This window comes from Streptomyces sp. NPDC042102 (assembly GCF_055582305.1).
The window spans coordinates 23,287-46,829 of record NZ_JBVJDL010000003.1; the positions used below are offsets into that span (position 1 = coordinate 23,287).

22 protein-coding genes are annotated in these 23,543 nt (G+C 72.4%); 9 read left to right on the forward strand and 13 right to left on the reverse strand.

Annotated elements, in window-relative coordinates:
• Positions 1–37 precede the first annotated feature (37 nt).
• Positions 38–421: a hypothetical protein gene (locus ACZ6KO_RS13330; protein WP_469304013.1), complete on the forward strand. Its 384-nt coding sequence runs from the start codon at positions 38–40 to the stop codon at positions 419–421.
• A gap of 20 nt (positions 422–441) precedes the next feature.
• On the forward strand, positions 442–2,883 hold the full coding sequence (locus tag ACZ6KO_RS13335) for a tetratricopeptide repeat protein (protein ID WP_469304960.1): 2,442 nt from the start codon (positions 442–444) through the stop codon (positions 2,881–2,883).
• A gap of 479 nt (positions 2,884–3,362) precedes the next feature.
• On the opposite strand, the gene ACZ6KO_RS13340 is transcribed toward ACZ6KO_RS13335, so the two are convergent.
• The 3 genes from ACZ6KO_RS13340 to ACZ6KO_RS13350 form a co-directional block, all read right to left on the reverse strand.
• Positions 3,363–3,566 carry a cold-shock protein gene (locus ACZ6KO_RS13340; RefSeq protein WP_469304015.1) on the reverse strand — a complete coding sequence of 68 codons (204 nt, stop codon included), beginning with the start codon at positions 3,564–3,566 and terminating at the stop codon, positions 3,363–3,365.
• 582 nt (positions 3,567–4,148) lie between these two features.
• On the reverse strand, positions 4,149–4,874 hold the full coding sequence (locus ACZ6KO_RS13345; protein ID WP_469304961.1) for an ABC transporter permease: 726 nt from the start codon (positions 4,872–4,874) through the stop codon (positions 4,149–4,151).
• A 77-nt stretch (positions 4,875–4,951) separates the two neighbouring features.
• Positions 4,952–5,902, reverse strand: a complete 951-nt coding sequence (locus ACZ6KO_RS13350) for an ATP-binding cassette domain-containing protein (RefSeq protein ID WP_469304962.1) — start codon at positions 5,900–5,902, stop codon at positions 4,952–4,954.
• Between the two features lie 122 nt (positions 5,903–6,024).
• Here ACZ6KO_RS13350 and ACZ6KO_RS13355 point away from each other — a divergent pair, with 122 nt between their 5' ends.
• Complete coding sequence (locus ACZ6KO_RS13355; RefSeq protein ID WP_469304017.1) at positions 6,025–6,819, forward strand: TetR/AcrR family transcriptional regulator; 795 nt, start codon at positions 6,025–6,027, stop codon at positions 6,817–6,819.
• Positions 6,820–6,833: 14 nt separating this feature from the next.
• Here ACZ6KO_RS13355 and ACZ6KO_RS13360 read toward each other — a convergent pair whose 3' ends face one another.
• From ACZ6KO_RS13360 to argS, 3 genes are all read right to left on the reverse strand, one after another.
• A complete protein-coding gene (locus ACZ6KO_RS13360; RefSeq protein ID WP_469304020.1) occupies positions 6,834–8,105 on the reverse strand; it encodes a hypothetical protein in 1,272 nt (423 codons plus the stop codon).
• Positions 8,106–8,281: 176 nt separating this feature from the next.
• Positions 8,282–9,088, reverse strand: a complete 807-nt coding sequence (locus tag ACZ6KO_RS13365) for a VOC family protein (RefSeq protein ID WP_469304024.1) — start codon at positions 9,086–9,088, stop codon at positions 8,282–8,284.
• Between the two features lie 161 nt (positions 9,089–9,249).
• Positions 9,250–11,025, reverse strand: a complete 1,776-nt coding sequence (gene argS, locus ACZ6KO_RS13370) for an arginine--tRNA ligase (RefSeq protein WP_469304026.1) — start codon at positions 11,023–11,025, stop codon at positions 9,250–9,252.
• A gap of 207 nt (positions 11,026–11,232) precedes the next feature.
• Between argS and lysS the strand changes: the two genes are divergently transcribed.
• Positions 11,233–12,969, forward strand: a complete 1,737-nt coding sequence (gene lysS, locus ACZ6KO_RS13375; protein ID WP_469304029.1) for a lysine--tRNA ligase — start codon at positions 11,233–11,235, stop codon at positions 12,967–12,969.
• Between the two features lie 87 nt (positions 12,970–13,056).
• Here lysS and ACZ6KO_RS13380 read toward each other — a convergent pair whose 3' ends face one another.
• The 3 genes from ACZ6KO_RS13380 to ACZ6KO_RS13390 form a co-directional block, all read right to left on the reverse strand.
• Positions 13,057–14,541, reverse strand: coding sequence for a DUF2637 domain-containing protein (locus tag ACZ6KO_RS13380; protein ID WP_469304031.1), 1,485 nt, complete (start codon positions 14,539–14,541; stop codon positions 13,057–13,059).
• A 50-nt stretch (positions 14,542–14,591) separates the two neighbouring features.
• Positions 14,592–15,347, reverse strand: coding sequence for a DUF3558 family protein (locus ACZ6KO_RS13385; protein WP_469304034.1), 756 nt, complete (start codon positions 15,345–15,347; stop codon positions 14,592–14,594).
• Between the two features lie 99 nt (positions 15,348–15,446).
• The gene (locus ACZ6KO_RS13390; RefSeq protein WP_469304038.1) at positions 15,447–16,331 is read right to left on the reverse strand and encodes a DUF3558 domain-containing protein; all 885 of its coding nucleotides are present in this window, start codon (positions 16,329–16,331) and stop codon (positions 15,447–15,449) included.
• Between the two features lie 175 nt (positions 16,332–16,506).
• On the opposite strand from ACZ6KO_RS13390, the gene ACZ6KO_RS13395 reads away from it, so the two are divergent.
• Positions 16,507–17,700: an RtcB family protein gene (locus ACZ6KO_RS13395; protein ID WP_469304040.1), complete on the forward strand. Its 1,194-nt coding sequence runs from the start codon at positions 16,507–16,509 to the stop codon at positions 17,698–17,700.
• Between the two features lie 57 nt (positions 17,701–17,757).
• On the opposite strand, the gene ACZ6KO_RS13400 is transcribed toward ACZ6KO_RS13395, so the two are convergent.
• Together ACZ6KO_RS13400 and ACZ6KO_RS13405 are read right to left on the reverse strand one after the other, a co-directional pair.
• The gene (locus ACZ6KO_RS13400) at positions 17,758–18,537 is read right to left on the reverse strand and encodes an SDR family NAD(P)-dependent oxidoreductase (protein ID WP_469304043.1); all 780 of its coding nucleotides are present in this window, start codon (positions 18,535–18,537) and stop codon (positions 17,758–17,760) included.
• A 56-nt stretch (positions 18,538–18,593) separates the two neighbouring features.
• A complete protein-coding gene (locus ACZ6KO_RS13405) occupies positions 18,594–19,013 on the reverse strand; it encodes a nuclear transport factor 2 family protein (RefSeq protein ID WP_469304045.1) in 420 nt (139 codons plus the stop codon).
• 91 nt (positions 19,014–19,104) lie between these two features.
• Here ACZ6KO_RS13405 and ACZ6KO_RS13410 point away from each other — a divergent pair, with 91 nt between their 5' ends.
• The 3 genes from ACZ6KO_RS13410 to ACZ6KO_RS13420 are packed head-to-tail and all read left to right on the forward strand — an operon-like array spanning position 19,105 to position 21,648.
• A complete protein-coding gene (locus tag ACZ6KO_RS13410; RefSeq protein WP_469304047.1) occupies positions 19,105–19,668 on the forward strand; it encodes a PadR family transcriptional regulator in 564 nt (187 codons plus the stop codon).
• Positions 19,661–20,455: an SGNH/GDSL hydrolase family protein gene (locus ACZ6KO_RS13415; protein ID WP_469304050.1), complete on the forward strand. Its 795-nt coding sequence runs from the start codon at positions 19,661–19,663 to the stop codon at positions 20,453–20,455. The genes ACZ6KO_RS13410 and ACZ6KO_RS13415 overlap by 8 nt, the downstream gene beginning before the upstream one ends.
• 56 nt (positions 20,456–20,511) lie before the next feature.
• Positions 20,512–21,648: a DUF8094 domain-containing protein gene (locus tag ACZ6KO_RS13420; RefSeq protein ID WP_469304052.1), complete on the forward strand. Its 1,137-nt coding sequence runs from the start codon at positions 20,512–20,514 to the stop codon at positions 21,646–21,648.
• 69 nt (positions 21,649–21,717) lie between these two features.
• Here the strand turns inward: ACZ6KO_RS13420 and ACZ6KO_RS13425 are convergent, their stop codons facing one another.
• Positions 21,718–22,473, reverse strand: coding sequence for an SDR family NAD(P)-dependent oxidoreductase (locus ACZ6KO_RS13425; protein ID WP_469304054.1), 756 nt, complete (start codon positions 22,471–22,473; stop codon positions 21,718–21,720).
• 65 nt (positions 22,474–22,538) lie between these two features.
• On the reverse strand, positions 22,539–22,874 hold the full coding sequence (locus ACZ6KO_RS13430; protein WP_401455833.1) for a YnfA family protein: 336 nt from the start codon (positions 22,872–22,874) through the stop codon (positions 22,539–22,541).
• A gap of 127 nt (positions 22,875–23,001) precedes the next feature.
• On the opposite strand from ACZ6KO_RS13430, the gene ACZ6KO_RS13435 reads away from it, so the two are divergent.
• Positions 23,002–23,520, forward strand: a complete 519-nt coding sequence (locus ACZ6KO_RS13435) for a hypothetical protein (RefSeq protein ID WP_469304057.1) — start codon at positions 23,002–23,004, stop codon at positions 23,518–23,520.
• The last annotated feature ends 23 nt before the right edge of the window (positions 23,521–23,543 follow it).

The window sequence follows — 23,543 nt, forward strand, 5'->3', positions numbered from 1 at the left end:
GGCATCGCGCCAAGGGCTCCGGTGGGATCGTGGGCGTATGGCTCGATCGATGCGGTGGGGGGTCGTCGTGGCAGCGGCGGCCGTGGTGTTCGGGGTGTGCTTCGCGCTCGCCCGCGCGGATCCGTTCGGCTGGCTGCCGGACAAGGACAGTGACGCCGTCGCGGTCGCCGGTGCCTTCGCCGGGGCCGTGGCGGCCGCCGCCGTGGCCGCCGGGGCCTGGTGGGCCGCCGGGGGCGGGGGCGGCCGGTCGGTACGGCAACGGGCGCGGGCGTCGGGCGGTGCGCGGATCACCCAGAGCGGTGGGGCCGATGCCCCGGACCGGGTGGACCAGTGGGCCGACGCCTCCGGGGACGCGTGGATCCGGCAGACCGGTGGACGGACGCGCCGGGCGCCGGGTGCCGGGCGACCTGAGGAGCCGTAGTGGAGCCCGGGCGGGTGAATATGGAGGCCACGGCCGACTGGGGCGGGCAGGTCAACCAGTACTTCGTCGGCCGTGACTACTACGGGTCCGAGCCCGAGGGGGTGGCGCCCCGGGCGCTGCCCGAGGGGCCGGTCGCGCTGGTCGGGCGTACCGCACAGGTCGAGGAACTGCTCGGGGTGCTGGCACCGGACAGCCCGCGGCGGGCCGTGGTGGTGGCGGGGCTGGCCGGGGTGGGCAAGAGCGCGCTGGCCGTGCACGTGGCCGAGCGGGCCGCGGGGCTCGGGTGGTTCGAGGGCGGGGTGCTGTTCGTGGCCCTGCGCGGGTACGACCCGGGCGGGGCGGTGGGCATCGGGCAGGCCGTCGACACGCTGCTGGGTGAGCTGGGCGTACGGGACGCGGAGCTGCCCGCGACGGCGGAGGGGCGGCTGGCGAGGTACCGGTCGGAGCTGGCGGCGCGGGCGGAGGCGGGGCGGCGGGTCCTGATCGTCGCCGACGACGCGGGGGAGGTCGGGCAGGTCCGGGACCTGGTGCCGCCGGGCGAGGCGCACCGGTTGCTGGTGACCTCGCGGGACCGGCTGGTGGCGCCGGACTTCGGGGCGCGGGTGCTGGCCCTGGACGGGCTGCCGGAGCGGGCGGCGGCGGAGCTGGTGGCGGACGCGCTGCGCAGGGTGTGGGCGGAGGACCCGCGTCCGGACGCGGAATCCGGGGCGCTGGCGGAGATCGCGGGGCACTGCGGGCGGCTGCCGCTGGCGCTGACGGTGGCGGCGGCCGTACTGGCGGGGGATCCGGGGCTGCGGTGCGCCGAGTTCGCCGGGCAACTGGCCGATGCCCGGACGCGGCTGGAGGCGCTGAGCCCGAAGGACCGGGCCGGGGTGCCGACGGGGGTCCGGGCCGCGTTCGACCTGTCGTACGCGCGGCTGCCGGCCGATCAGGCGCGGCTGCTGCGGCTGCTGACGGCGAATCCGGGGCCGGACGTGTCGACCGTCGTGGTGACGGTGATGAGGCTGGGGGACGCCGCTGCGTACCAGGAGGAGGCGCGCTCCGAGACGGCGATGACGAGGAGGCTGCTGGCCGCGTTGGCCGGTGCCGGGCTGATTGCGGAGCACCCCCAGGGGTCGAACCGCTGGCGCATGCACGATCTGGTCCGGCTCTACGCCGCCGAGCACGCGGCGCGGGAAGCCGCGGCCGACGGCTGGGACGAGGCGGTGAACAGCCTCGTGCGCCTCTACGCCGGTTTCCTGTACGCGGCGCACACCTGCGTGGAGGAGCCGTCCGACGACGATGCAGCGCTGTTCACGGACGCCGTGACGGCGTTGCGCTGGCTGGATGTGGAGCGGGACAACCTGATCGCCGTGGTGTCCCTCTGCGCCACCATCCGCAGACCGAACGAAGTCATCTTCATGGTCGGATTCCTGGCCGACCATCTCATCCGCAGGCGGCTGTTCGAGAGCACGATCGAGATCTGCCGGACCGCCCTGGCCGAGACGCGGCGGATCGGGGACCGCGAAACCGAGCATGCCTTCCTCAGCCGGATCGGTGTGGCGTTGAGGCAGGCCTCCCGGTTCGAGGAGGCTTCCGAACTGCTGGAACAGGTCGCCGCTTTTCACAGTGAGGCGGGGGACACGCAGGACAGGGCCGCCGCATTGCTCAATCTCGCGGAGATGAGGAGGGAGACGGGCCGGCTGGCCGAGGCGGCGTCGGCGAACGGGCAGGCTCTCGCCATCCTGCGGCGGCTCGGCGACCGACGCCGCGAGGGCACGGTGCTGGCGAGCCTGTCAGGGATCCTGCTGGAGCAGGGGCGGGTGGACGAGGCCATGGAGACCCAGCAGGAGTCGGTCAGTCTCCTGCTGGAGCAAGGGGCACCCCTGGCGGCCGCCGATGCGCTGTTCAACCTCGGGGTCGGGCTGGACGATGCCGCGCGTCCCGACGACGCGATCGCCGCGTACCGGCAGGCCGCGGCGCTGTACCGGGATGTCCGGGACTGGCACGAGGCCGCCGTGACCGCGGGCCTGCTCGGCTTGCTGCTGGAGAAGAGGGGCAGGCCGGAGGAGGCGGTCGAAGCCCTGCGGCAGGCTGTCGAAGCCTCCCGCAGGGCCGGTGCCCGCAGTGCCGAGGTGGGGTGGCGGGTCGAACTGGGCGGGGTTCTGGCGGACAGGGGGGAGATTCCTGCGGCGCTGGCGGTGGTCAGTGAGGCCGTGCTCCTGTGCGCGGAAGACGGTGAGCCGTCCGATCTGGGAGCGGCGCTGGGCGGGTTGGGCAGCACGCGGGCTCTCATGGGGGACTTCGGCCAGGCTGCCGAGTGCTTCCTCGCCGCGGGGGAGGCCTTCCGGCAGGCCGGTGACGAGGAGCGGACGCTTCTCGCCGCGGTGGCGTACGAAGACGCCCGGCACGAGGCCGCCCGCCGCCGGAGGTGGTGGCGGCGGGCGTGGGACTGGCTGGTCAGGCGCTTCGGCGGGCGTTGAGGACGTTTGTCCCCTCCACGTTGGGCGTTGGAGGGGTTCCGGGGGCATCCCGTCAGTCCTTGACTGTCCTTCCGTGCCGGACCGGCCTGTCAAGAGCGCTCCTTCGTCGCGTCGCTGCGCGATTCCGCTTCGCTCCACTCCTGACAGCCCGCCCCGTCCCGGAAAGACAAGGACTGTCGGGACGCCCCCGAAAGAACGGAAGGTCGCAGCCTTTCCACGCCCGGGGGTTCCAAGGCCTGCCCAGGGGCCCGGCCAGCAGGTTCCCCCCAGCGACAGGTGCGGGAGCCGGCCCCTGGCGAGCAGGCGCGCCCGATCGCTACGCGCTCCTGCGGGCATAGCGGCCCCGGCCGCCTGTGGCCGGACATAGGCCGCCATCGATCGCTACGCGCTGCCCTTTCAGGCGTCTGATCCCCGTCTCCTGCTACTCAGCGAGCAGTCAGCCGGGAGGAAGTGCCTGGGAGGGGCTGCCAGACGGATTCTCACGCGGGGCGGATGTTCTCCGCCTGGAGGCCCTTCTGGCCCTGGGTAACGTCGAACTCGACCTTCTGGCCCTCGAGCAGCTCGCGGAAGCCCTGGCTGGCGATGTTCGAGTAGTGGGCGAAGACGTCCGGGCCGCCGCCGTCCTGCTCGATGAAGCCGAAGCCCTTTTCCGAGTTGAACCACTTCACAGTGCCTGTAGCCATGTGCCTGTCTCCGGATCCGTAGGTGATCGCCCTGGTTCGGCGAGGCGTTGAACAGCAAACGCCCGCGATTGCGATCACGGGCGAACGGGACTTCGTAACCACGACTGCTGATCACGACGTTACAGCCGGCGGTGACGCTCGGCCGCAAGGAACCGCGATGGCGACACGACCCGTGGGGCGACCGGCGGGAGCCTGCCGGTATGTCCAGCCACGGCCGGGCCGGGGCCGCTATGCCGGCCGAAGCGCGTAGCGATCGGGGGCGCCCCCTCGGCTCCGGTGGCTTTCGTACGTGGCGTGCGGGGAAGCGGACTGGCCGGGCCACTGGGCGGGCCTTTGGAACCCCCGGGCGTGGAAAGGCTGCGACCTCCCGTTCTTTCGGGGGCGTCCCGACAGTCCTTGTCTTTCCGGGACGGGACGGTCTGTCAGGAGTGGAGCGAAGCGGAATCGCGCAGCGACGCGACGAAGGAGCGCTCTTGACAGGCCGGCCCGGCACGGAAGGACAGTGAGGACTGACGGGATGACCCCGGAACCCCTCCAACGCCCGACGTGGAGGGGACCAGGGTCTCAGCGCCTGCCGAAGCCTCAGGCCGTGCGGCGGCGGAAGAGGAGCGCCGTCAGGGTCAAGGAGCCCAACGTGATGCCGGCGCACCAGGCCAGGGCCACCCAGGGGGTGGTGCCCGGGTCCCGGTCCAGGAGCAGGGCGCGCAGGGACTCGATGACCGGGGTCAGCGGCTGGTTCTCGGCGAAGCCGTGGAGCCAGGTGGGCATGGTGTGGATGGGGACGAAGGCGCTGGAGGGGTAGGGCAGGAACATCATCAGGAAGGTGAACCCGCCCGCCGCCTCAGGCGACTTGGCCGCCAGGCCCAGCGAGGCCGCGAGCCAGGAGATGGCCGTGATGTACGCGGTCAGGAGGCCGGCGGCGGCGAGCAGGGCCAGGGGGCCGGCCTGCGGGCGGAAGCCGATGGCGAGGGCGACGGCCAGCACCAGGGTGGTGGAGAGCAGGTTGCGCAGCACCGAGGCGGTGACGTGGCCGGCGAGGATGGGGATGCCGCCGATGTCGAGCGCGCGGAAGCGGTCGATGATGCCGTTCTTCATGTCGTCGGCGACGCTGACGGCGGTCGAGGCGGCGCCGAAGCCGGCGCAGAGCAGCATCGCTCCGGGGACCACGTAGGTGACGTACGCGGTGCCGGTGTCGATGGCGCCGCCGAAGAAGTAGACGAAGATCAGCATCAGCATGACGGGCAGCATCAGCGCGGTGATCAGCGCGTCCGGGCTGCGGCGGCTGATGTTCAGACTGCGCGCGGCCATGGTGCGGGCGGCGGCACCGGCACCGGCGGCGGGGCGGGCTGCGGCGGCGGGGCGGGCTGCGGCGGCGGTCGGGGTGGTCATCGCGGGGCTCCCGTCAGGGCGAGGAAGACGTCGTCGAGGGTGGCGGTGCGGACCGTGAAACGGTCCACGGCGGTGCGGTCGGGGTCGAGTTCGTCGAGCAGGGCGCGGACGTGGCCGGCGGTGCCGTCGGTGGGGAAGCCGAGGACGAGGTCGTCCGGCGCGTGGTGGACGGCTCCGTCGGTCAGCCGGTCGTACGCGGTGCGCGAGGCCAGGGTGAGGTCCAGGCGGTGGCCGGCGACGCGGGACTTGAGCTCGGCGGGCGTGCCCTCGGCGACGATGCGGCCGGCGTCGAGAACGGCCACGCGGTCGGCGAGCTGGTCGGCCTCCTCCAGGTACTGGGTGGTGAGCAGCACGGTGGTGCCGTCGGCGCGCAGTTCGCGGACGATGTCCCAGAGTTCGGCGCGGCTGCGCGGGTCCAGGCCGGTGGTCGGCTCGTCCAGGAAGATCACCTCGGGGCGGGGGACGAGGCTCGCCGCGAGGTCCAGGCGGCGGCGCATCCCGCCGGAGTAGGTCTTGGCGACGCGCCCGGCGGCCTCGGTGAGGCCGAAGCGGCCGAGGAGTTCGTCGGCGCGGGCCCGGGCGGCGCGGCTGGAGAGTCCGGACAGGCGGCCCATCATGCGCAGGGTCTCGGCGCCGGTCTGGAGCTCGTCGACGGCCGCGAACTGTCCGGTGAGGCTGATCCGGGCGCGGACCTCGGCGCGCTGGGCGGTGACGTCGTGGCCCGCGACGCGGGCGGTGCCGGAGTCCGGGGCGGTGAGGGTGGCCAGGACGCGGACGGTCGTGGTCTTGCCGGCGCCGTTGGGGCCGAGCAGGGCGAAGACCGTGCCCCGGGGGACGGCGAGGTCGAGGCCGTCGAGGACGCGGAGCTCCCCGTACGACTTGGTCAGGGCGGTGGCGTGGATTCCGAGGTCGTCCGGTGTCGTCACGGGCGTCGTCGCGGTGGTCATCGCGGTGGTGGTCACGGGGCGTCGCCTTCCTCTGCGGCTCTTCTGCGTATGCCTTACGCTCTACTGCGTAAGTAATACACAGAACTAGGATGTGGTCAACCGAAGGCACCGAGGGGATGGCGATGGCAGCAGCACCGGGAGATCCGCCGGAGGAGCCGGAGACTGGGCTTCCGGCGAGCCTGGAGGTGGCCTGGGGGCTGCGGGAACGCCGTACGAAGGGGCCGCGGCCCGCGCTCACCCTCGACCGGATCGTGGCGGCGGCCGTGCGGCTCGCGGCGACCGAGGGCATGGAGGCCGTGTCGATGGGGCGGGTCGCCAAGGAACTGGGCGCCTCGACCATGTCGTTGTACCGGTACGTCGCGGCGAAGGACGAGCTGTACGTGCTGATGGCGGACGTGGGAGTGGGGCAGCCGCCGCCGGCCTCGGTGGACCCGGGCGGGCCCGGTGGCTGGCGTGCGGCGTTCGGCGAATGGGCCTACCAGCAGCGGGCGATGCTCCAGCAGAACACCTGGATCCTGCGCATCCCGATCACCGGGCCGCCCGCGACGCCGAACCAGGTCGCCTGGATGGAGCGGGGGCTCGCGTCGCTGGCGGACTCGGGGCTGGAGGAGGGGGAGAAGCTCTCGGCGCTGATGCTGGTCGGGGGCCTCGTACGGAACGAGGCGACGCTGATGGCCGACATCGTGGACGCGATCATCAAGAGCGGGGTGTCGCCGGACCAGGTGATGGCGCGGTACATCAACACGTTGACCGTGCTGACGGATCCGGACCGGCACCCTGCCGTGACGCGGTTGCTGCGGTCGGGGGTGCTGGGCGGGGCGGAGGCGCCGGATGCGGAGTTCAGCTTTGGGCTGGAGCGGATCCTGGACGGCCTGGAGGCCCTTGTGCGGCGGCGGGCCGGGGGTGGCGGGGCCTAGGGGCTGTCCGGCCCCTAGAGGCGGAGCGTCCCGGGGAACGCGCTGTGGCCGACGCCCGGTGCGGTGAGGGCCAGCCAGCCGTGACCCCGCCGCTCGGTGTCCGGGCCGACCTCGCCGGGGTCGACCGAGAGGTGCCCGCAGGCGGACCGTGCGCCCGTGGTGCCCGCGTTGGGCTCGTCGTACTCGGGGTCAAAGCCCGGTTCGTCGGCCCCGAGGGTCTCCCACGGCAGCGGGTCGCCCTCCCATTCGGGGTCGCCCTCGGCCGCGTACCGACGGATCAGCCGGCCGTTCTCGGCGACCATCCATATGTCGGAGCCACCGGCGTCGTCCAGGAAGAAGAACTGGGCCTGACCGCAGTGGACACTGACCCGCTCGACCGTCTCGATCATGCCTTCCCAGAGATCGTCGCCGACGAGCAGCTCGAAGGCGCCGAAGACCAGGCGCCAGCCGTTCAGCTCCGGGGTGACGAAGACCCGCCCCACGGTGCGGTCGGTGCCGTCCGGCCCCGGTACCTGGATCCATCGGCCCTCCGCGGCCTCGATGCCAGCCGCGACCGTGAGCGGCCGCCGGTCGTGCAGGCCGAGGGCCTCGAAGACCCCTTCGTGCGACGCCCCGGGCACGGCCATCCACCAGCCGCTCAGGGTCGTCGACGGAAGCTCGGGGATCTCGTCCAGGATCTTGACCCGTATCAGCCGCTCGACCGCCGCCCGATCGCGGTCGTCGAGCGCGTCGACGCCGCCGCCCGCCACCAGGGCGGTCCTCGCGGCCCGCCGGGTCCCCGGGGGCGCGGCCGGGTCGCGGCGCAGGGAGCGCAGCCGCGGTCGGAAGCAGTCGTGCAGCAGCCGGGCGTAGTCGGATGCCTTGTAGGGGATGCGGCCGCCGCGGGCGAAGCAGCCCACCAGGGCCGTCAGTCCGGCCTCGGAGTCCACCCTCAGCCTGGCGAGCCCGGAGAAGCCGTTGTCCGACGTCGCGAAGTCCGGATCTGCCGCCAGGGCCGCGTACTGGTCGGCAGAGCGCTCGTCGAACGCCGTGAGGAGTCGCCCCACCTCCCAGTCCGACACCTGCTTCGCGCGCCAGGCCGCCAGCAGGGCGTCGAAGGCGGCCGGCCCGATACGCCTCAACACATCCATGACCGGCTTCAGATCAGAGGTCCGCCGCGCATGGCCCGGATTCCGCAGCAGGGTCGGCAGCACGCTGTCGGCCTGCTCCGCCAGCCCTGCGGCAGCGGCCTCCACCCGCGCGGCGTCGTCGCTGTGCAGGTCCTCGAGAAGGCGTTCGATCTTCATGGGGGAGCACAGTAACCCCACCCTCTGACCGCGCCCCGCGAGGGCAGCCTGGTTCAGTGGCCCAGGGTTCCCCGAGCTGTGCCGGCCTCTCGCCAGGTCTCGGGGGCCGCTGCCCCCCGGGCCCTCGCGCCTCAAACGCCGGCGAGGCTGGATTGGGGGCCCGGCGGGCTTGGCGGTCAGGCCGGTTGTTCCGGGGTTGTTGCCGTGATGATGGCGAAGACGCCGCCCTGGGGGTCCGACAGGACCGCCATGCGGCCCGCCACCATGTCGAACGGCGGCTGGAGCAGGGTGGCGCCCGCCCGTACCGCCGCGTCGGACACGCTGTCCACGCTGTCCACCTGGAAGTACGTCAGCCAGTTCGGCGGCGTGCCCGGCGGCACCTTGTCCAGGTTCATCATCCCGGCCACCCCGCGGCCGCCGACCTTGAGCTCGGTGTACCCCTCGGCCCCTTCCATCTCCGCCGGGGCCGGCGTGATCGGCAGGACCTTGCGGTAGAAGCCGCCCGCCGCGTCCGTGTCGCTGGTGCTCAGCTCGTTCCAGATCACCGCGCCCGGCTCGTTGACGATGCCCGCACCGGTGAACTCCCCGGCCTGCCACAGCCCGAACACCGCGCCCTGCGGGTCGGTCACGACCGCCATCCGGCCGATGGTCGTGATGTCCATGGCCGGCATGACCACCTTGCCGCCCTGGTCGCCGACGGAGGTCAGCGTGGCGTCCACGTCGTCCGTGGCCAGGTACGTCGTCCACACCGACGGCGGCATCGGGTCCGGCACGCTGCCGTCCGGGTTCATGGCGGCCATGATCCCGGCCACCGGCTTGCCCTTGAGCGAGCAGACGGCGTAGCCGCCGGTCTCGGCGGGGCCGACCTGGCCCTGCCAGCCGAACAGGTCGCAGTAGAAGTCGATCGCGGCCTGCTGGTCGGGAACCATCAGGTCGACCCAGCAGGGGGTGCCGGGCAGGTAGGGGCCGTTCTTCTCGGGCACGGGGCCTCCAGTGGTGGGGGAAGGACGGACCTCCCCTACCCCGCCACCGGGAGCGGAATCCCGCCATCCGAGGGACGGCGCCCCGCCCGCAGAACGCGAAGGCACCGGCGGCGTGATCGCCGGCGGTGCCTTCGCGGTCTACGGGACGCGTCCCCGAGGGGTCAGAGCTTCTCGGGGGTGCGGATGCCCAGCAGGGCCATGCCCTTCGACAGGGTGCGGGCCGTCAGGTCGATCAGGAAGAGGCGGTTCTCCCGCAGCTCCGCCGTCTCGGCCTGGGCGACCGGGCACTGGTCGTAGAACGCCGTCAGGTGCGAGGCCAGCTGGTACAGGTACGCGGCCAGCTTGTGCGGCGCGTACTCCTTGGCCGCATCCGCCACCAGCTCGCCGAAGCCGTCCAGGTGCAGGCCCATGGCGCGCTCCGCCGGGGCCAGCGGCAGCTCCGGGTGGGCCTTGGGCGCCACGTCGGGCAGCCGGCGCTGGATCGAGCGGATCCGGGCGTACGCGTACTGGAGGTAGACGGACGTGTCGCCGTTGAGCGAGACCATCTGGTCCAGGTCGAACTTGTAGTCCCGCGCCGCCGACGTCGACAGGTCGGCGTACTTCACCGCGCCGATGCCCACGAACCGGCCGTTCTCGGCGATCTCCTGCTCCGTCAGGCCGACCTTCTCCGCCTTCCCGCGCACGACCGACGTCGCCCGGTCCACCGCCTCGTCCAGGAGGTCCACCAGCCGCACCGTCTCGCCTTCACGCGTCTTGAACGGCTTGCCGTCCGCGCCCAGCACCGTGCCGAAGGCCAGCTGCTCGGCGTGGACGTCCTCGTTCAGCCAGCCGGCCCGGCGGGCGGTCTCGAAGACCATCTTGAAGTGGAGGGACTGGCGCGCGTCCACCACGTACAGCAGGGTGCTCGCCTTGAGGTGACCCACCCGGTCACGGATCGCCGACAGGTCGGTGGCCGCGTAGCCGAAGCCGCCGTCCGACTTCTGGACGATGAGGGGGGTGGGGTTGCCGTCCGGGCCCTTGTACTCGTCGAAGAACACGCACAGCGCGCCGTTGGAGCGGACGGCCACGCCCGACTCCTCCAGCAGCCGGCAGGTCTCCACCAGCATGTCGTTGTAGCCGGACTCGCCCACGATGTCCGGGTCCTGGATGTCCATGTCCAGCTTGTCGAAGACCGAGTAGAAGTAGATCTTCGACTCGTCCACGAACCGCTGCCACAGGGCGAGGGTCTCGGCATCGCCGGCCTGGAGGTCCACCACCCGGGCCCGGGCCCGCGTCTTGAACTCCTCGTCGGAGTCGAAGAGCGCGCGCGAGGCCTTGTAGAGGCGGTTCAGGTTCGACATCGCCTCCTCGCCCGAGGCCTCCGCGTCGGACGCCGCCGCCTTGTGGTCCAGCTCGTGCGGGTGCTCCAGCAGGTACTGGATGAGCATGCCGAACTGGGTGCCCCAGTCGCCGATGTGGTGGCGCCGGACCACCGTCTCGCCCGTGAACTCCAGGATCCCGACCATCGCCGCGCCGATGACCGCCGAGCGCAGGTGGCCGACGTGCATCTCCTTGGCCACGTTCGGCTGCGCGTAGTCGATCACCGTGGTGCCGGCGGCCGGGTTGACCGGTACGCCCAGCCGGTCGTCGGCGGCCCGCGCGGCCAGGGTCTCGACGATGGCGCGGTCGGAGACGGTGATGTTGAGGAAGCCGGGGCCGGAGACCTCGATCTCCTCGATCACCCCGCCCTTGTCCAGGCCCGCCAGCACGGTCGCCGCCAGCTCACGCGGATTGGCCTTCGCCTTCTTCGCGAGCGCCAGGATGCCGTTGGCCTGGAAGTCGGCCCGGTCGCTTCGTCGCAGCAGCGGGTCGGCGGCACCGGCCTCCGGCAGGGCGGAGACGAGGGCGGCCGAGACACGCTGGTCGACGGAGGAAGCGAGGGAAGGGACCGAGGCCATGAGCTGCCGTTCCTGTGAGACTGGGTACCGGGTACTGGGTGTTCCCCGTACTGGGTGTTCCTACGAGTGACGAGTATCCCACGCGGGGCCTCCCCATTTCGCGGGAGAAAAGCAACCCCGGAGCGGGCCCCTTCGTCTGGGAGAATGGCCTAGGCCGGCATCCGGCATTCGGCATACGGGCCGGCAGACGAGATAGAAGGACGTGACGTGGCTCAGAGCGCCCAGAGCAGCACCGAGACCGACTGGGTCTCCCGTTTCGCGGACGAGGTCATCGCCGAGTCGGACCGCCGTGCGCCGGGCAAACCTGTCGTCGTCGCGTCCGGCCTGTCCCCCTCCGGCCCGATCCACCTCGGCAACCTCCGCGAGGTCATGACCCCGCACCTGGTCGCCGACGAGATCCGCCGCCGCGGCCGCGAGGTCCGCCACGTGCTGTCCTGGGACGACTACGACCGCTACCGCAAGGTGCCCAAGGGCATCCCCGGCGTCAGCGAGGAGTCCCACGCCCAGCACATCGGCCGCCCCCTGACCGCCGTGCCCGCCCCCGAGGGCTCCGCCCACCCGAACTGGGCCGAGCACTTCAAGGCCGCCATGGTCGAGGCGCTCGCCGAGCTCGGCGTCGAGTACGACCCGATCAGCCAGACCGAGCAGTACACCTCCGGCGCCTACCGCGAGCAGGTGCTGTTCGCGATGAAGCACCGCGGTGACATCGACGCCGTCCTCGGGCAGTACCGCACCAAGCCGAAGGCCGGCAAGAAGCAGGGCCAGAAGCCGGTCGACGAGGCCGAGCTGGAGGCCGCCGAGGGCTCCGGCGCGGCCGCCGAGGACGACGGCAGCGCCGAGGGCGCCGAGTACTTCCCGTACAAGCCCTACTGCGGCTCCTGCAACAAGGACTTCACCAAGGTCACGGCGTACGACGACGAGACCACCGAGCTGACCTACGTCTGCACCGAGGACGAGTTCACCGAGACGGTCAAGCTGTCCGAGTTCAACCGCGGCAAGCTCGTCTGGAAGGTCGACTGGCCCATGCGCTGGGCCCGCGAGGGCGTCGTCTTCGAGCCCTCCGGCGTCGACCACTCCTCGCCCGGCTCCTCCTTCCAGGTCGGCGGGCAGATCGTGCCGCTGTTCGGCGGCGAGCAGCCCATCGGCCCGATGTACGCCTTCGTCGGTATCAGCGGCATGGCCAAGATGTCCTCCTCCAAGGGCGGCGTCCCCACCCCCGGCGACGCGCTGAAGATCATGGAGCCGCAGCTGCTGCGCTGGCTCTACGCCCGCCGCAAGCCCAACCAGTCCTTCAAGATCGCCTTCGACCAGGAGATCCAGCGCCTCTACGACGAGTGGGACAAGCTGGAGACCAAGGTCGCCGACGGCTCCGTGCTGCCCGCCGACGCCGCCGCCCACGCCCGCGCCGTCCGCGTCGCCTCGCACGAGCTGCCGCGCACCGCCCGCCCGATGCCGTACCGCACGCTCGCCTCGGTCGTCGACATCACCGCCGGCCACGACGAGCAGACGCTGCGCATCCTCAGCGAACTCGACCCCACCCAGCCGCTGACCTCCCTCGACGAGGTCCGCCCGCGCCTGGACCGCGCCGAGAACTGGATCACCACCCAGGTCCCGGCCGACCAGCGCACGCTGGTGCGCGAGGAGCCCGACACCGAGCTGCTCTCCTCGCTCGACGACGAGGGCCGCCGCTCCCTGGCGATGCTCCTGGAGGGCCTGGACTCGCACTGGTCGCTCGACGGCCTGACCACGCTCGTCTACGGCGTACCGAAGGTGATGGCCGGACTGGAGCCGGACGCCAAGCCGACGCCGGAGCTCAAGGTCGCGCAGCGGTCGTTCTTCGCGCTGCTGTACCGCCTGCTGGTCACCCGCGAGACCGGCCCCCGCCTGCCCACGCTGCTGCTGGCCGTGGGCGCCGACCGGGTGCGCAAGCTGCTGGCCGCCTGACGACCGGGCGCGCCTTCCGCGCATGACGAGAGGGCCGGTACCCCGCGGGGTACCGGCCCTCTTCGCGCATCCGCCTTGTGATCGGGCTCAGGCGATGTGCTCGTTCTCCAGGTCCGTCTGGTAGCGCTGCTTCAGCTGCGGCATCAGACGGCGCAGCAGCGACGCGCTGCGCGGGTGGGTCACGCCGTAGCGGTCGGCGAGGTGTATGTCGAGCGCCTCGGTCGTGGGGAAGTCGTTGTGCTCCTCCACGTACGCGAAGAACACCTTGTACGCCGACTCGGCGAACTCGATCTCGTCCGCGTGCTCCGGCTCGGCCGGCAGCTGCTGCTGTACGGGCTCACCGGGCGCGACGGGCTGACGCGGCTCGCCCGGCTGATGCGGTTGGCCGTCGGCGTGCGGGGCCGGCGCCGGGACCGCGCCGCGGACCTCCGCCTCCTGCTCGTCGGGGCCCGTCGGGGCCAGCACCGGAGTGGGCTCCAGGCCCTCGACGAAACTCGGGTTGTACGCCGCGTCGCGCACCGTCTGCGGATCCGCGTGCGCCGCGAACCACGAACTCGGGTGCGGGCCCGGCATGGCCGTCGGCTCCACCGCGAACGCCGGAGCCTGCTGCCCCGCCGCCACCCGCTGATCCACGAGGCCCGGCACGGCCTGCACCACCGGCGCCTGCTGCCCGGCCGCGACCGGAGCCTGCACCGCCGCAGCGGCCTGACCAGGCACCGCCGCAGCCGGCTGACCCGGCACCGCGGCGGCCGCCACGCCCGGCGCCAGCGCCGGCACGGCGGCCGCGCCCGCCACCGGAGCCGCCACCGGAACGGCGCCCGGAACGGCCCCCAGAACCGCCCCCGGACCCGCCACCTCCGCAGCCGCCGGAGGCAGCAGCGCCGGGTCGATGCCCGCCGCCGCCAGACCTTCCGGAGCCGTCTGCGACAACGGCACACCGATCCGCGCCAGCCGCAGCGGCATCAGGGCCTCCACCGGAGCCTTGCGGCGCCAGGCCCGGCCGTAACGAGCCTGCAGCCGCGCCTGGTAGATCAGGCGGTCCTGCTCCATGACGACCGCCTGCTCGTAACTGCGCAGCTCCCACAGCTTCATCCGGCGCCACAGCTTGAACGTCGGGATCGGCGAGAGGAACCACCGCGTCATGCGGACGCCCTCCATGTGGCGGTCCGCCGTGATGTCGGCGATCCGCCCCACCGCGTGCCGGGCCGCCTCCACCGTGACCACGAACAGGATCGGGATCACGGCGTGCATGCCCACGCCCAGCGGGTCCGGCCAGGCCGCCGCGCCGTTGAACGCGATCGTCGCCGCCGTCAGCAGCCACGCCGTCTGGCGCAGCAGCGGGAACGGGATCCGGATCCACGTCAGGAGGAGATCGAGGGCGAGCAGCACACAGATGCCCGCGTCGATACCGATCGGGAACACCAGCGAGAAGTCGCCGAAGCCCTTCTTCAGGGCAAGCGCCCGCACCGCGGAGTACGAACCCGCGAAACCGATCGCGGCGATGATCACGGCTCCCGCGACCACCACACCGATCAATATTCGGTGCGTACGAGTCAGCTGCATCGCGGCCACCCGCGATCCCCTCCCCTTATCGAGCTATGGCAGGCACAGCGTACGGCCAACTACTGCTGGGGCTGCTGCTGGTTGGCGGTGCCGACCGAGGCCACGGCCTCACGCGCCGCCGCGACGGCGCTTTCGAGCAGCTTCGCGTGGTCAGGAGCCTGCCGGCCCTCGTAGGAGGCACCGTTGTAGTCGAGCGTGATCACGGCGTTCTGGGTGCGGACCACGACGGTGGTGTTGAAGAAGTCGACGTCCTGCTTCTTGTTGTACATGACCGTCACCGCCTGGTCGCCGACGCCGCCGGCCTGCTCGGCCTTGACGTTCTGCGCGCCCTCGGTGGCCTTCGACGCCTCGACCTGCTTGGTGAACTGCTCCTCGGCACGCTTGTTGCCGCTGCCGAGGGTCTCGTGGGAGTCGTAGCGGACCAGCGAGACCGCCAGCCAGCGGTAGTCCGAGCCCTTCAGACCGTCCTCGTCCAGACCGTTCCAGGAGCAGCTCGCCCGGCTGGCCAGGTCGTTCGACTTGGTCGCCGTACCGTTCTTGTCCTTGGCCTCCGGGACGAGCGACTCGATGGTCTTGGCCGCCAGGGACTTGCAGGGGTCGGGCAGCGTCGCGAACGCGGCCTTCTCCACCTTCGCCGAGGGCTTCGCGCTCGGCGCGGCGCCGGAAGCCGACGAACCGGACTTCTTGTCGCCGCCGGAGCCCGAGCCGGAGCCCGAGCCCTTGCCGGAGTCGGACGAGCAGCCGGCGACGGTGAGGATCACCGGGACGGCTGCGCAAGCGAGAACGCGGGTGAGGCGCGAGGCTGATCGGTGCATGGTTCCTTCATCCAGGGGAGCAGCGGGACCCGGCAACGGTAGCCCGACCGGGCGGCGGCATGCTGTGCGCGCCGTCACGCGGGGCCCGGCCGACTGCCGTCAGTCGCTGAAACGGTCGGCCAGTTCCTTCGCCAACTGCCGTGCGCGGTCCTGGGTTTCGCCGCTGGGGGGCACCACGCCGGGGACGGACGGCTGGACGACGTACTCCAGCGTGACAATCACATTAGAGGTACGGAACACGATCCGTACGCTGCGGGACTGGGCCATGGCGCCGGCCGCGCTCAGCTTGTCGTCGAGGAACGCGGCGCCGCCGAGGCCCTCCAGGACGCGGGAGCCGAGCTCGGGGGGCGGGGCGGAGCCGGTGGCGGTGGCGCCGGCCGGGCTGCCGGAGGGGTTGGGGGTACCGGGGGTGCCGGCGGGCGGGGCCGCGGGCGCGGTGGTGGGGGCCTGCGTCGGAGTCGGTGTCGCCGTCGGGGCGGGGGTGGCGGAGCCGGTGGGGGCGGTGGGCGTGGCGGGGGCCGGGGTGGGCAGGTGGGCGTCGGCGAGCAGGCGCTCGTAGACCCCCTTCGCCTTGTCGTCGTCGCTGGTGAGGGCCCGGTCGTAGGACACCACGCGCTCGAAGTCGACGTGGAGGAGGCGGTTCTCCTCCGGTCCCTGCGCGTTCCAGCGGCAGCCGACGCGGCGGTCGGAGTCGTAGGAGGTGTCGGCGACGCCCGCGTACATCTGGTCGCGCTGCTGGGAGGTCAGCGTGTCGGCGGCCGGCAGCATGGCCTTCAGCCGCTTGAGGTCGACGGCCTTGCAGGGGGAGGGCAGGTTCCGGTACTTGCCCGGCGGCGCGGGCGCGGGGTTGCTGGTGGCGCCGCCCGCCTTCGCGTCACCGGCGCCGCCGCCTCCGGACGCGCCGGTGCATCCGGCGGCCATGAGTGCCGTCACCAATGCGATGCCCGGCAGGGCTGTCCGCCGTACCGCCGCCTTGCGCTGCACGTCGCGTGGCTCCCTTCGGTGGGGATAAATCCGTTGCCGCGGTTGGACGGCAGATGGACACAATGTCTATCGCACACGCTGGTGCTGACGCCGGTCCCCTGTCGTATTTGGGACGTTGAGCGAGGCTTTTTGCGTATTCAGACTTTTCTGTGGTTTACGGGGTAGTGGGGACAATATGTCGCATGTAGAGGTGCCCGGGGCGAAGGTCCCGATCCGGATGTGGACGGACCCGGCGACGGTCGAGGACCGCGCCATGGAGCAGCTCCGCGGCGTCGCCACCCTCCCGTGGATCAAGGGCCTGGCGGTCATGCCGGACGTCCACGTCGGCAAGGGCGCGACGGTCGGCTCGGTGATCGCGATGAAGGACGCGGTGTGTCCGGCGGCGGTCGGGGTGGACATCGGCTGCGGGATGTCGGCGGTGAAGACCTCCCTGAGGGCCGACGACCTGCCGGGCGACCTGTCGAAGCTGCGGTCGAAGATCGAGGCAGCCATCCCGGTGGGTGCGGGCATGCACCGCGAGGCGGTGGACCCGGACCGGCTGTACGGCTTCGGGGGCAAGGGCTTCGGGGACCTGTGGGAACGGTTCGACTACGTCGCGGACGCGGTGAAGTTCCGGCGGGACCGGGCGCTGAGGCAGATGGGGACGCTGGGCGGGGGAAATCATTTTGTGGAGGTATGCATAGATACGTCCGATTCTGTCTGGCTCATGCTGCACTCGGGTTCCCGGAACATCGGCAACCAGCTGGCCGACTTCCACATCGGCGTGGCGCGCGGGCTCAGCCACAACCAGAACCTGGTCGACCGCGACCTCGCGGTGTTCCTCGCGGCGACGCCGGAGATGGAGGCGTACCGCAACGACCTGTTCTGGGCGCAGGAGTACGCCAAGTACAACCGCGCCGTGATGATGAGCCTGTTCAAGGAGGTCCTGCGGCGGGAGTTCCGCAAGGCGAAGGTCTCCTTCGAGCAGGAGATCAGCTGCCACCACAACTACGTTGCGGAGGAGCGGTACGACGGTATGGACCTGCTGGTCACGCGGAAGGGCGCGATCCGCGCCGGCAGTGGCGAGTACGGGATCATCCCGGGGTCGATGGGTACGGGCTCGTACATCGTGAAGGGCCTCGGCAACGAGAAGTCCTTCAACTCGGCCTCGCACGGAGCGGGCCGGAAGATGAGCCGGACCGCGGCGAAGAAGCGGTTCTCGGCGCGCGATCTGGTGGAACAGACCAGGGGCGTGGAGTGCCGTAAGGACGCGGGCGTGGTGGACGAGATCCCGGGTGCGTACAAGTCGATCGAGCAGGTCATCGACCAGCAGACGGACCTGGTGGCGGTGGTGGCCAAGCTCAGGCAGGTCATCTGCGTCAAGGGCTGAGCCGCCGAGGGGGGTGCCGCGTGTGCGGCACCCCCCTCGTGCTGCTCCGAGTCGGGCTCAGTGAACGGACAACCCGCCGTCGACGAAGATCGCCTGCCCGGTGACGTAGCCGGAGGCGCGGCTGGCCAGGAACACCGCCGCTCCGGCGAAGTCCTCGGCCAGGCCGTTGCGCCCGACCATCGTGCGGGCGGCCAGCGCCGCCACCTTCTCCGGGTCGGACGACAACCGCGCATTGAGCGGGGTCATGACGAAGCCGGGCACCAGCGTGTTGCAGGTGACGCCGTGTGGCGACCACGCCTCAGCCTGTGAGCGGGCCAGCGACTCCAGCGCTCCCTTGGATACCCCGTAGGCACCGCTCTGGACGAACGCCCGGTGTGCCTGCTGGGAGGTGATGTGGATGATCCGCCCGAAGCCCCGCTCGGCCATGCCGGGTCCGAACCGCTGGCCCAGCAAGTAGGGCGCCTCCAGGTTCACCGCCATCGTGGCGTCCCATACGTCCTCGCCCAGCTCGTCCATCGGCGGCCGCACGTTGATCCCGGCGCTGTTGACGAGAACATCGGGCTCGCCGAACGCCTCGGTGGCCTGCTCCGCCGCAGCGCGCACCCCGTCACGGGTACTCAGATCGGCGCTCACCCAGGCCGCCCGGCAGCCGTCCGCCGCCAGCTCGTCGACCGTGGCGGCCAGTTCCGACTCCTTGCGCGCCACGATCACCACGCTCGCCCCCGCTCGCGCGAGAGCCCCGGCGATGGCTCGGCCGATGCCGGAACTGCCGCCCGTCACCACGGCGACCCGGCCGTCCAGTGAGAACAGTTCGGAGAGGTAGCTGGACGAGATCATGTCCGCACCCTAGGCGGTGCGTCCACGGCGACAGCCCCCGGGGCGGGTGGGCGGGGTCAGGTCAGGCCGGCTTCGGTGAGGCCCTTGAGGACCGCTTCGCCGAGGGTGTGGACCGCCGACTGGGGGCGGACCATCACCGTGAACTCGCGGATGCGGTCCTCCGGGTCGAGGTGGATCAGGTCGATGCCGTGGATCTGCTTGCCGTCGACCGTGGCGCGGAAGACCAGGCCCGCCGCCGGGGTCGAGGTGCCGTCGGTGCAGGTTTCGGCGGCGCCGTCGAAGTGGCCGACGTACCGGAAGTCCTCGAAGGTGCGCAGGAGGACCCCGAAGAGGCCCAGCACCATCGGCTTGCCCTCGAAGGGCGTGAACTTCACGGGGCTGTAGAGGCGGACGTCGTCGGTGAACAGGTCGCCGACGGCGGTGAGGTCGTGGGCTTCGACGGCTGCGCGGAAGCGGGCCACTGTCGGTGTCGTCATGGCTTCTCCTGGCATAGTCATGCATGGGAATAGTCAGATTCTTGACTATCATGCGGGTGAGGGTCGTGGGTAGAGGTGGAGGAGGCGGGCCATGGCTTTGCGCCATGCGGCGCTGGCGGCGCTGCTCGACGAGGAGCTGAGCGGGTATCAGCTGGCCAAGGCGTTCGGCATGGGGGTGGCGAACTTCTGGCACGCGTTGCCGCAGCAGCTGTACGCCGAGCTGGCCAAGCTGGAGCAGGAGGGGCTGATCGCGGGGCGGGAGGTGGTGCAGGACACCCGGCCCAACAAGCGGCTGTTCACGGTCACCGAGGCGGGGCTGGCGGAGCTGGAGCGGTTCACGGCCGCCGCCACCAAGCCCGTGTTCATCCGTGACGACCTGCTGGTCAAGGTGCAGGCGGCCGACCACGTGGACACCGGGGCGCTGATCGCGCAGCTCACGGAGCGGATCGCGTTCGCCGAGGGGCGCGTCGAGCTGTTCGGCGGGCTGCTGCGGGCGATGCGCGGGGAGCGGGGCGAGGAGGAGTTCCTGCGGCACGGTGACCGGATCGGGCCGTACCTGACGTGTCTGCGGGGGCTGGAGTTCGAGCGGGCCAACCGGGACTGGTACGTGCGCACGGTGGCGGTTCTGGAGGAGCGGCGGGCCGGGCATGGGTGAGGCGGAGCTGCGGTACGTCGCGCTCGGGGACAGCCAGACCGAGGGTGTCGGCGACGGCGACGACGTGGTGGGGCTGCGGGGGTTCGCGGACCGGCTGGCCGAGGGGCTCGCGGCGCACCGGCCGGGCGTGCGGTACGCCAATCTGGCCGTGCGCGGCCGGCTGGCCGGGCAGGTCCGGGCCGAGCAGCTCGCGCCGGCCCTGGCGCTGCGGCCCGGTCTGGCGACGGTGGTCGCGGGGGTCAACGACGTGCTGCGGCCGCGGTTCGACGCGGACGAGGTCGCCGGGCACCTGGAGGCGATGTTCGCGGCGCTGACCGCGCAGGGGGCGCGGGTCGCGACGGTGACGTTCCCCGACATCGCGATGATCACGCCGGTGGCGCGTCCGCTGGGCCCGCGCGTGGTCGCGCTGAACGAGCGGATCCGGGAGGCGGCGGACCGGCACGGGGTGGCCGTGGCCGAGTGCGCCGGTCATCCGGTGGTCACCGACCGGCGGCTGTGGGCGGCGGACCGGCTGCACGCGGCGCCGCTGGGGCACGAGCGGATCGCGGCGGCGCTGGCGGACGCCCTGGGGCTGCCGGGGAGCGACGACACGTGGACCCTGCCGCTGCCCGGCGGGCCGGCGGCGGTGCCCACGGGCTGGCGGATGGCGGTGGACGAGGCCCGGTGGGTGGCGTCGTTCCTGGGGCCGTGGCTGGGCCGGCGGCTGCGGGGCCGTTCGTCGGGCGACGGACGTACGGCCAAGCGGCCGCAGCTGCTGCCCGTGGGGCGCCCCGACCCGGTGGGGTGAGGCCGGGGGCGGGGGGTTAAGGTCCCGGTCACGGTATGAGGGGGAGGGGCAGGCGGATGGGTCTGCGGAGGTGGGGTGCGCGGTCGGTCGCGGCCGCTGTCGTGTGCGTGGTCGTGGCCGGGGTGGCCGGGTGCGGTGGCGGGAGTGGCGGGAGTGGCGGGAGTGGCGGGGGCGGTGGTGCGGCGGCGAAGCCGTCGGCCGCGGCGGCTCCCGCGCTGGTGATCACGAAGGCGGAGGCCGAGAAGGTCTTCAACGCGTACGAGTGGGAGCGCCGTACCGCCGCGGACTGGAAGGACGCCGAGGGCCTGGCCGCGGTGACGACCGGCGCGCTGTGGGCGGAGCGGAAGGCGGATGCCGCGCTGCGCAGGGCGATGGGGGACCGCAGCGACGGGGTGGCGGGGCTGGTGGCGCCGTCGTTCGCGATTCCGGCGGTGGCGGACCAGCCGTCGTACCCGAGGTCGTTCGCGGTGTTCAGCAAGCCGGACGGGCGGGAGGACGGGCAGGCCACGGCGGTGGACTACTTCGTGCAGGAGGCGGCCGGCGGTCCGTGGAAGGCGGCGGTGGAGAGCTGGCTGCCCATGGCGGCGCCGGTGCCGCTGGACACCGAGGACGTCTCGCCGTTCGCCGGGGTGAAGGTGCGGCTGCGCGGGGCCCCGGTGGCGGCGGTGCGCCGGGACGCGGCGGGGGCGGCGGTGCTGTCGCCGACCGCGGCGGCGGACCGGGGGGTGTGCGGCCGGTTCGCGGACTACCTGAGCTTCACGGCGCCGGACGGGAAGCCGGAGAGCACGGAGTTCGCGCCGGGGCCGCTGACGGACGAGGTGGTCCGGCGCATGAACGAGCGGGCGGCGGGGCTGGTCGGGTACACGTTCACGCATGGGGCGGCGACCGGTCCGGAACTGCCCGTGCTGAAGCTGGAGGGCGGTGGCTCGCTGGTCGCCTGCGCGCTGGTGCGCAAGGAGCGGACCGAGGGCAGGAGGGCGTCGGTGTCGTTCGCGGTCGACGAGAAGAGCGGCGTGGGCACGCTGCTGGGGGCCAAGGGCAAGCGGTGGCGCAGTACGGACGCGACGCTGAGCCTGACGGCCGTGATCGAGGTTCCGGCGGCGGGTCCGTCGGGCGGGCAGCCGGCCGAGGTGGCGGGGTGCAACTGCCTCAAGCCGCAGCTGCTGGAGGCCGTGGGGGTGGAGGCCGACTGACGGCGCCCGGCGCCCGGCCCGCCCGGCACCTTTCGGGGCGGGGCCGGGCGGGGCGGGCCGGGCGGGGTGTCAGAGGTCGCGGTGGACCTTGGTGTTCGAGGCCTGGGCGCGCGGGCGGACCACCAGGAGGTCGATGTTGACGTGGCTGGGGCGGGTCACGGCCCAGGTGATGGTGTCGGCCACGTCGTCGGCGGTGAGGGGCTCGGCGACGCCCGCGTAGACCTTGGCGGCCTTCTCCTTGTCGCCGCGGAAGCGGGTGGTGGCGAACTCCTCGGTGCGGACCATGCCGGGGGCGATCTCGATCACGCGTACGGGCTGTCCGACGATCTCCAGGCGGAGGGTCTCGGCGAGGACGCGGGCGCCGTTCTTGGCGGCGACGTAGCCCGCGCCGCCCTCGTACGTGGCGTGGCCGGCGGTGGAGGACAGGACGACCACCGTGCCGTCGCCGCTCTCGACCAGGGCGGGCAGCAGGGCCTGGGTGGTGTTGAGGGTGCCGATGACGTTGACCTCGTACATGGTGCGCCAGTCGGCCGGGTCGCCGGTGGCGACGGGCTCGGCGCCGATGGCCCCGCCGGCGTTGTTGACGAGGACGTCACAGCGGGAGAGGGAGGCCGCGAAGGCGTCGACGGCGGCGCGGTCGGTCACGTCGAGGGCGTGGGCGGTGGCGGCGTGGCCGGCGGCGGTGAGCTCGGCGGCGAGGTTCTCGATCCGGTCCTTGCGGCGGGCGGTGAGGACGACGTGGTAGCCGGCGGCGGCGAGTTGCCGGGCGGTGGCGGCGCCGATTCCGCTGCTGGCCCCGGTGACGACGGCGGTACGGCTGGTCATGGGGGGCGCTCTCCTCGGTCAGGCGATCGATACCCGGTCAGCATAGGACGCCGTCCGGGCGGGCCTCAGCGGCCGCGGGGCGCGTACATGATCAGGGCCATGCCGGCCAGGCAGACCAGGGCGCCGATGACGTCCCAGCGGTCGGGGCGGTAGCCGTCGGCGACGACGCCCCAGGCCAGTGAGCCGGCGACGAAGACGCCGCCGTACGCCGCGAGGACGCGGGCGAAGTCGCCCTGGGGCTGGAGGGTGGCGACGAAGCCGTAGAGGCCGAGGGCGATGACCCCGGCGCCGATCCAGATCCAGCCCTTGTGCTCCTTGACGCCTTGCCAGACCAGCCAGGCGCCGCCGATCTCCAGGACGGCGGCGAGGGCGAAGAGGGCGACGGAGCGGGTGATCAGCATGCGGCCAAGGGTGGCATGAGGGGGGTGAGGGGGCGGGGTGAGGAGTGTGCGTGCGGATGGGGGTGGGCGCGCCCTCGTTCGTGTGATGGTCCGATTTTTGGGGTGCGGGTGGGGCTAGCGTCCGCGCGTGGAGGTGGTCACGGTGCGTGCATGTGCAGCAGCCGTCGTCGTACGAAGTGTGGTCGCGTCGCTGGTCCTCGGGCTGGCCGGGGTGGCCGGGGCGGCCGGAGTGGCCGGGGCGGCCGGGCCGGCGGAGGCCGATGCCGAGGCCGATGTGGCGTACCACGGCCGGGTGTCGCTGACGCGGGGCCGGCTGGCGGTCTGGCTGGTCCCCGAGAACAACGGGCCGGCGGCGGTGCCGGGCGCCACGCTGCGCCTGCGCCTGTCGGCGGACCTGGCCCCCGAGCAGCGGCTGACGGAGGGCTGCGCCCGGGCCGGGCTGCGCGAGGTGCTGTGCGAGACGGGCGCGATGCCGCTGCACGGGCAGGGCCGGCACATCGGGCTGGTCCTGGCGCTGGCGGACCGGCCCTCGGAGGTGGTGGTCCGGGTGGACACGTGGTGGAACGGCGGGGCGACCGACCGCAACCTGGGCAACAACGAGCACGTGGTGCTGGCGCTGGACACGGGCGACGCGTACGCCTTCTGAAGAGGCATGGGCCGGGCCGGGCC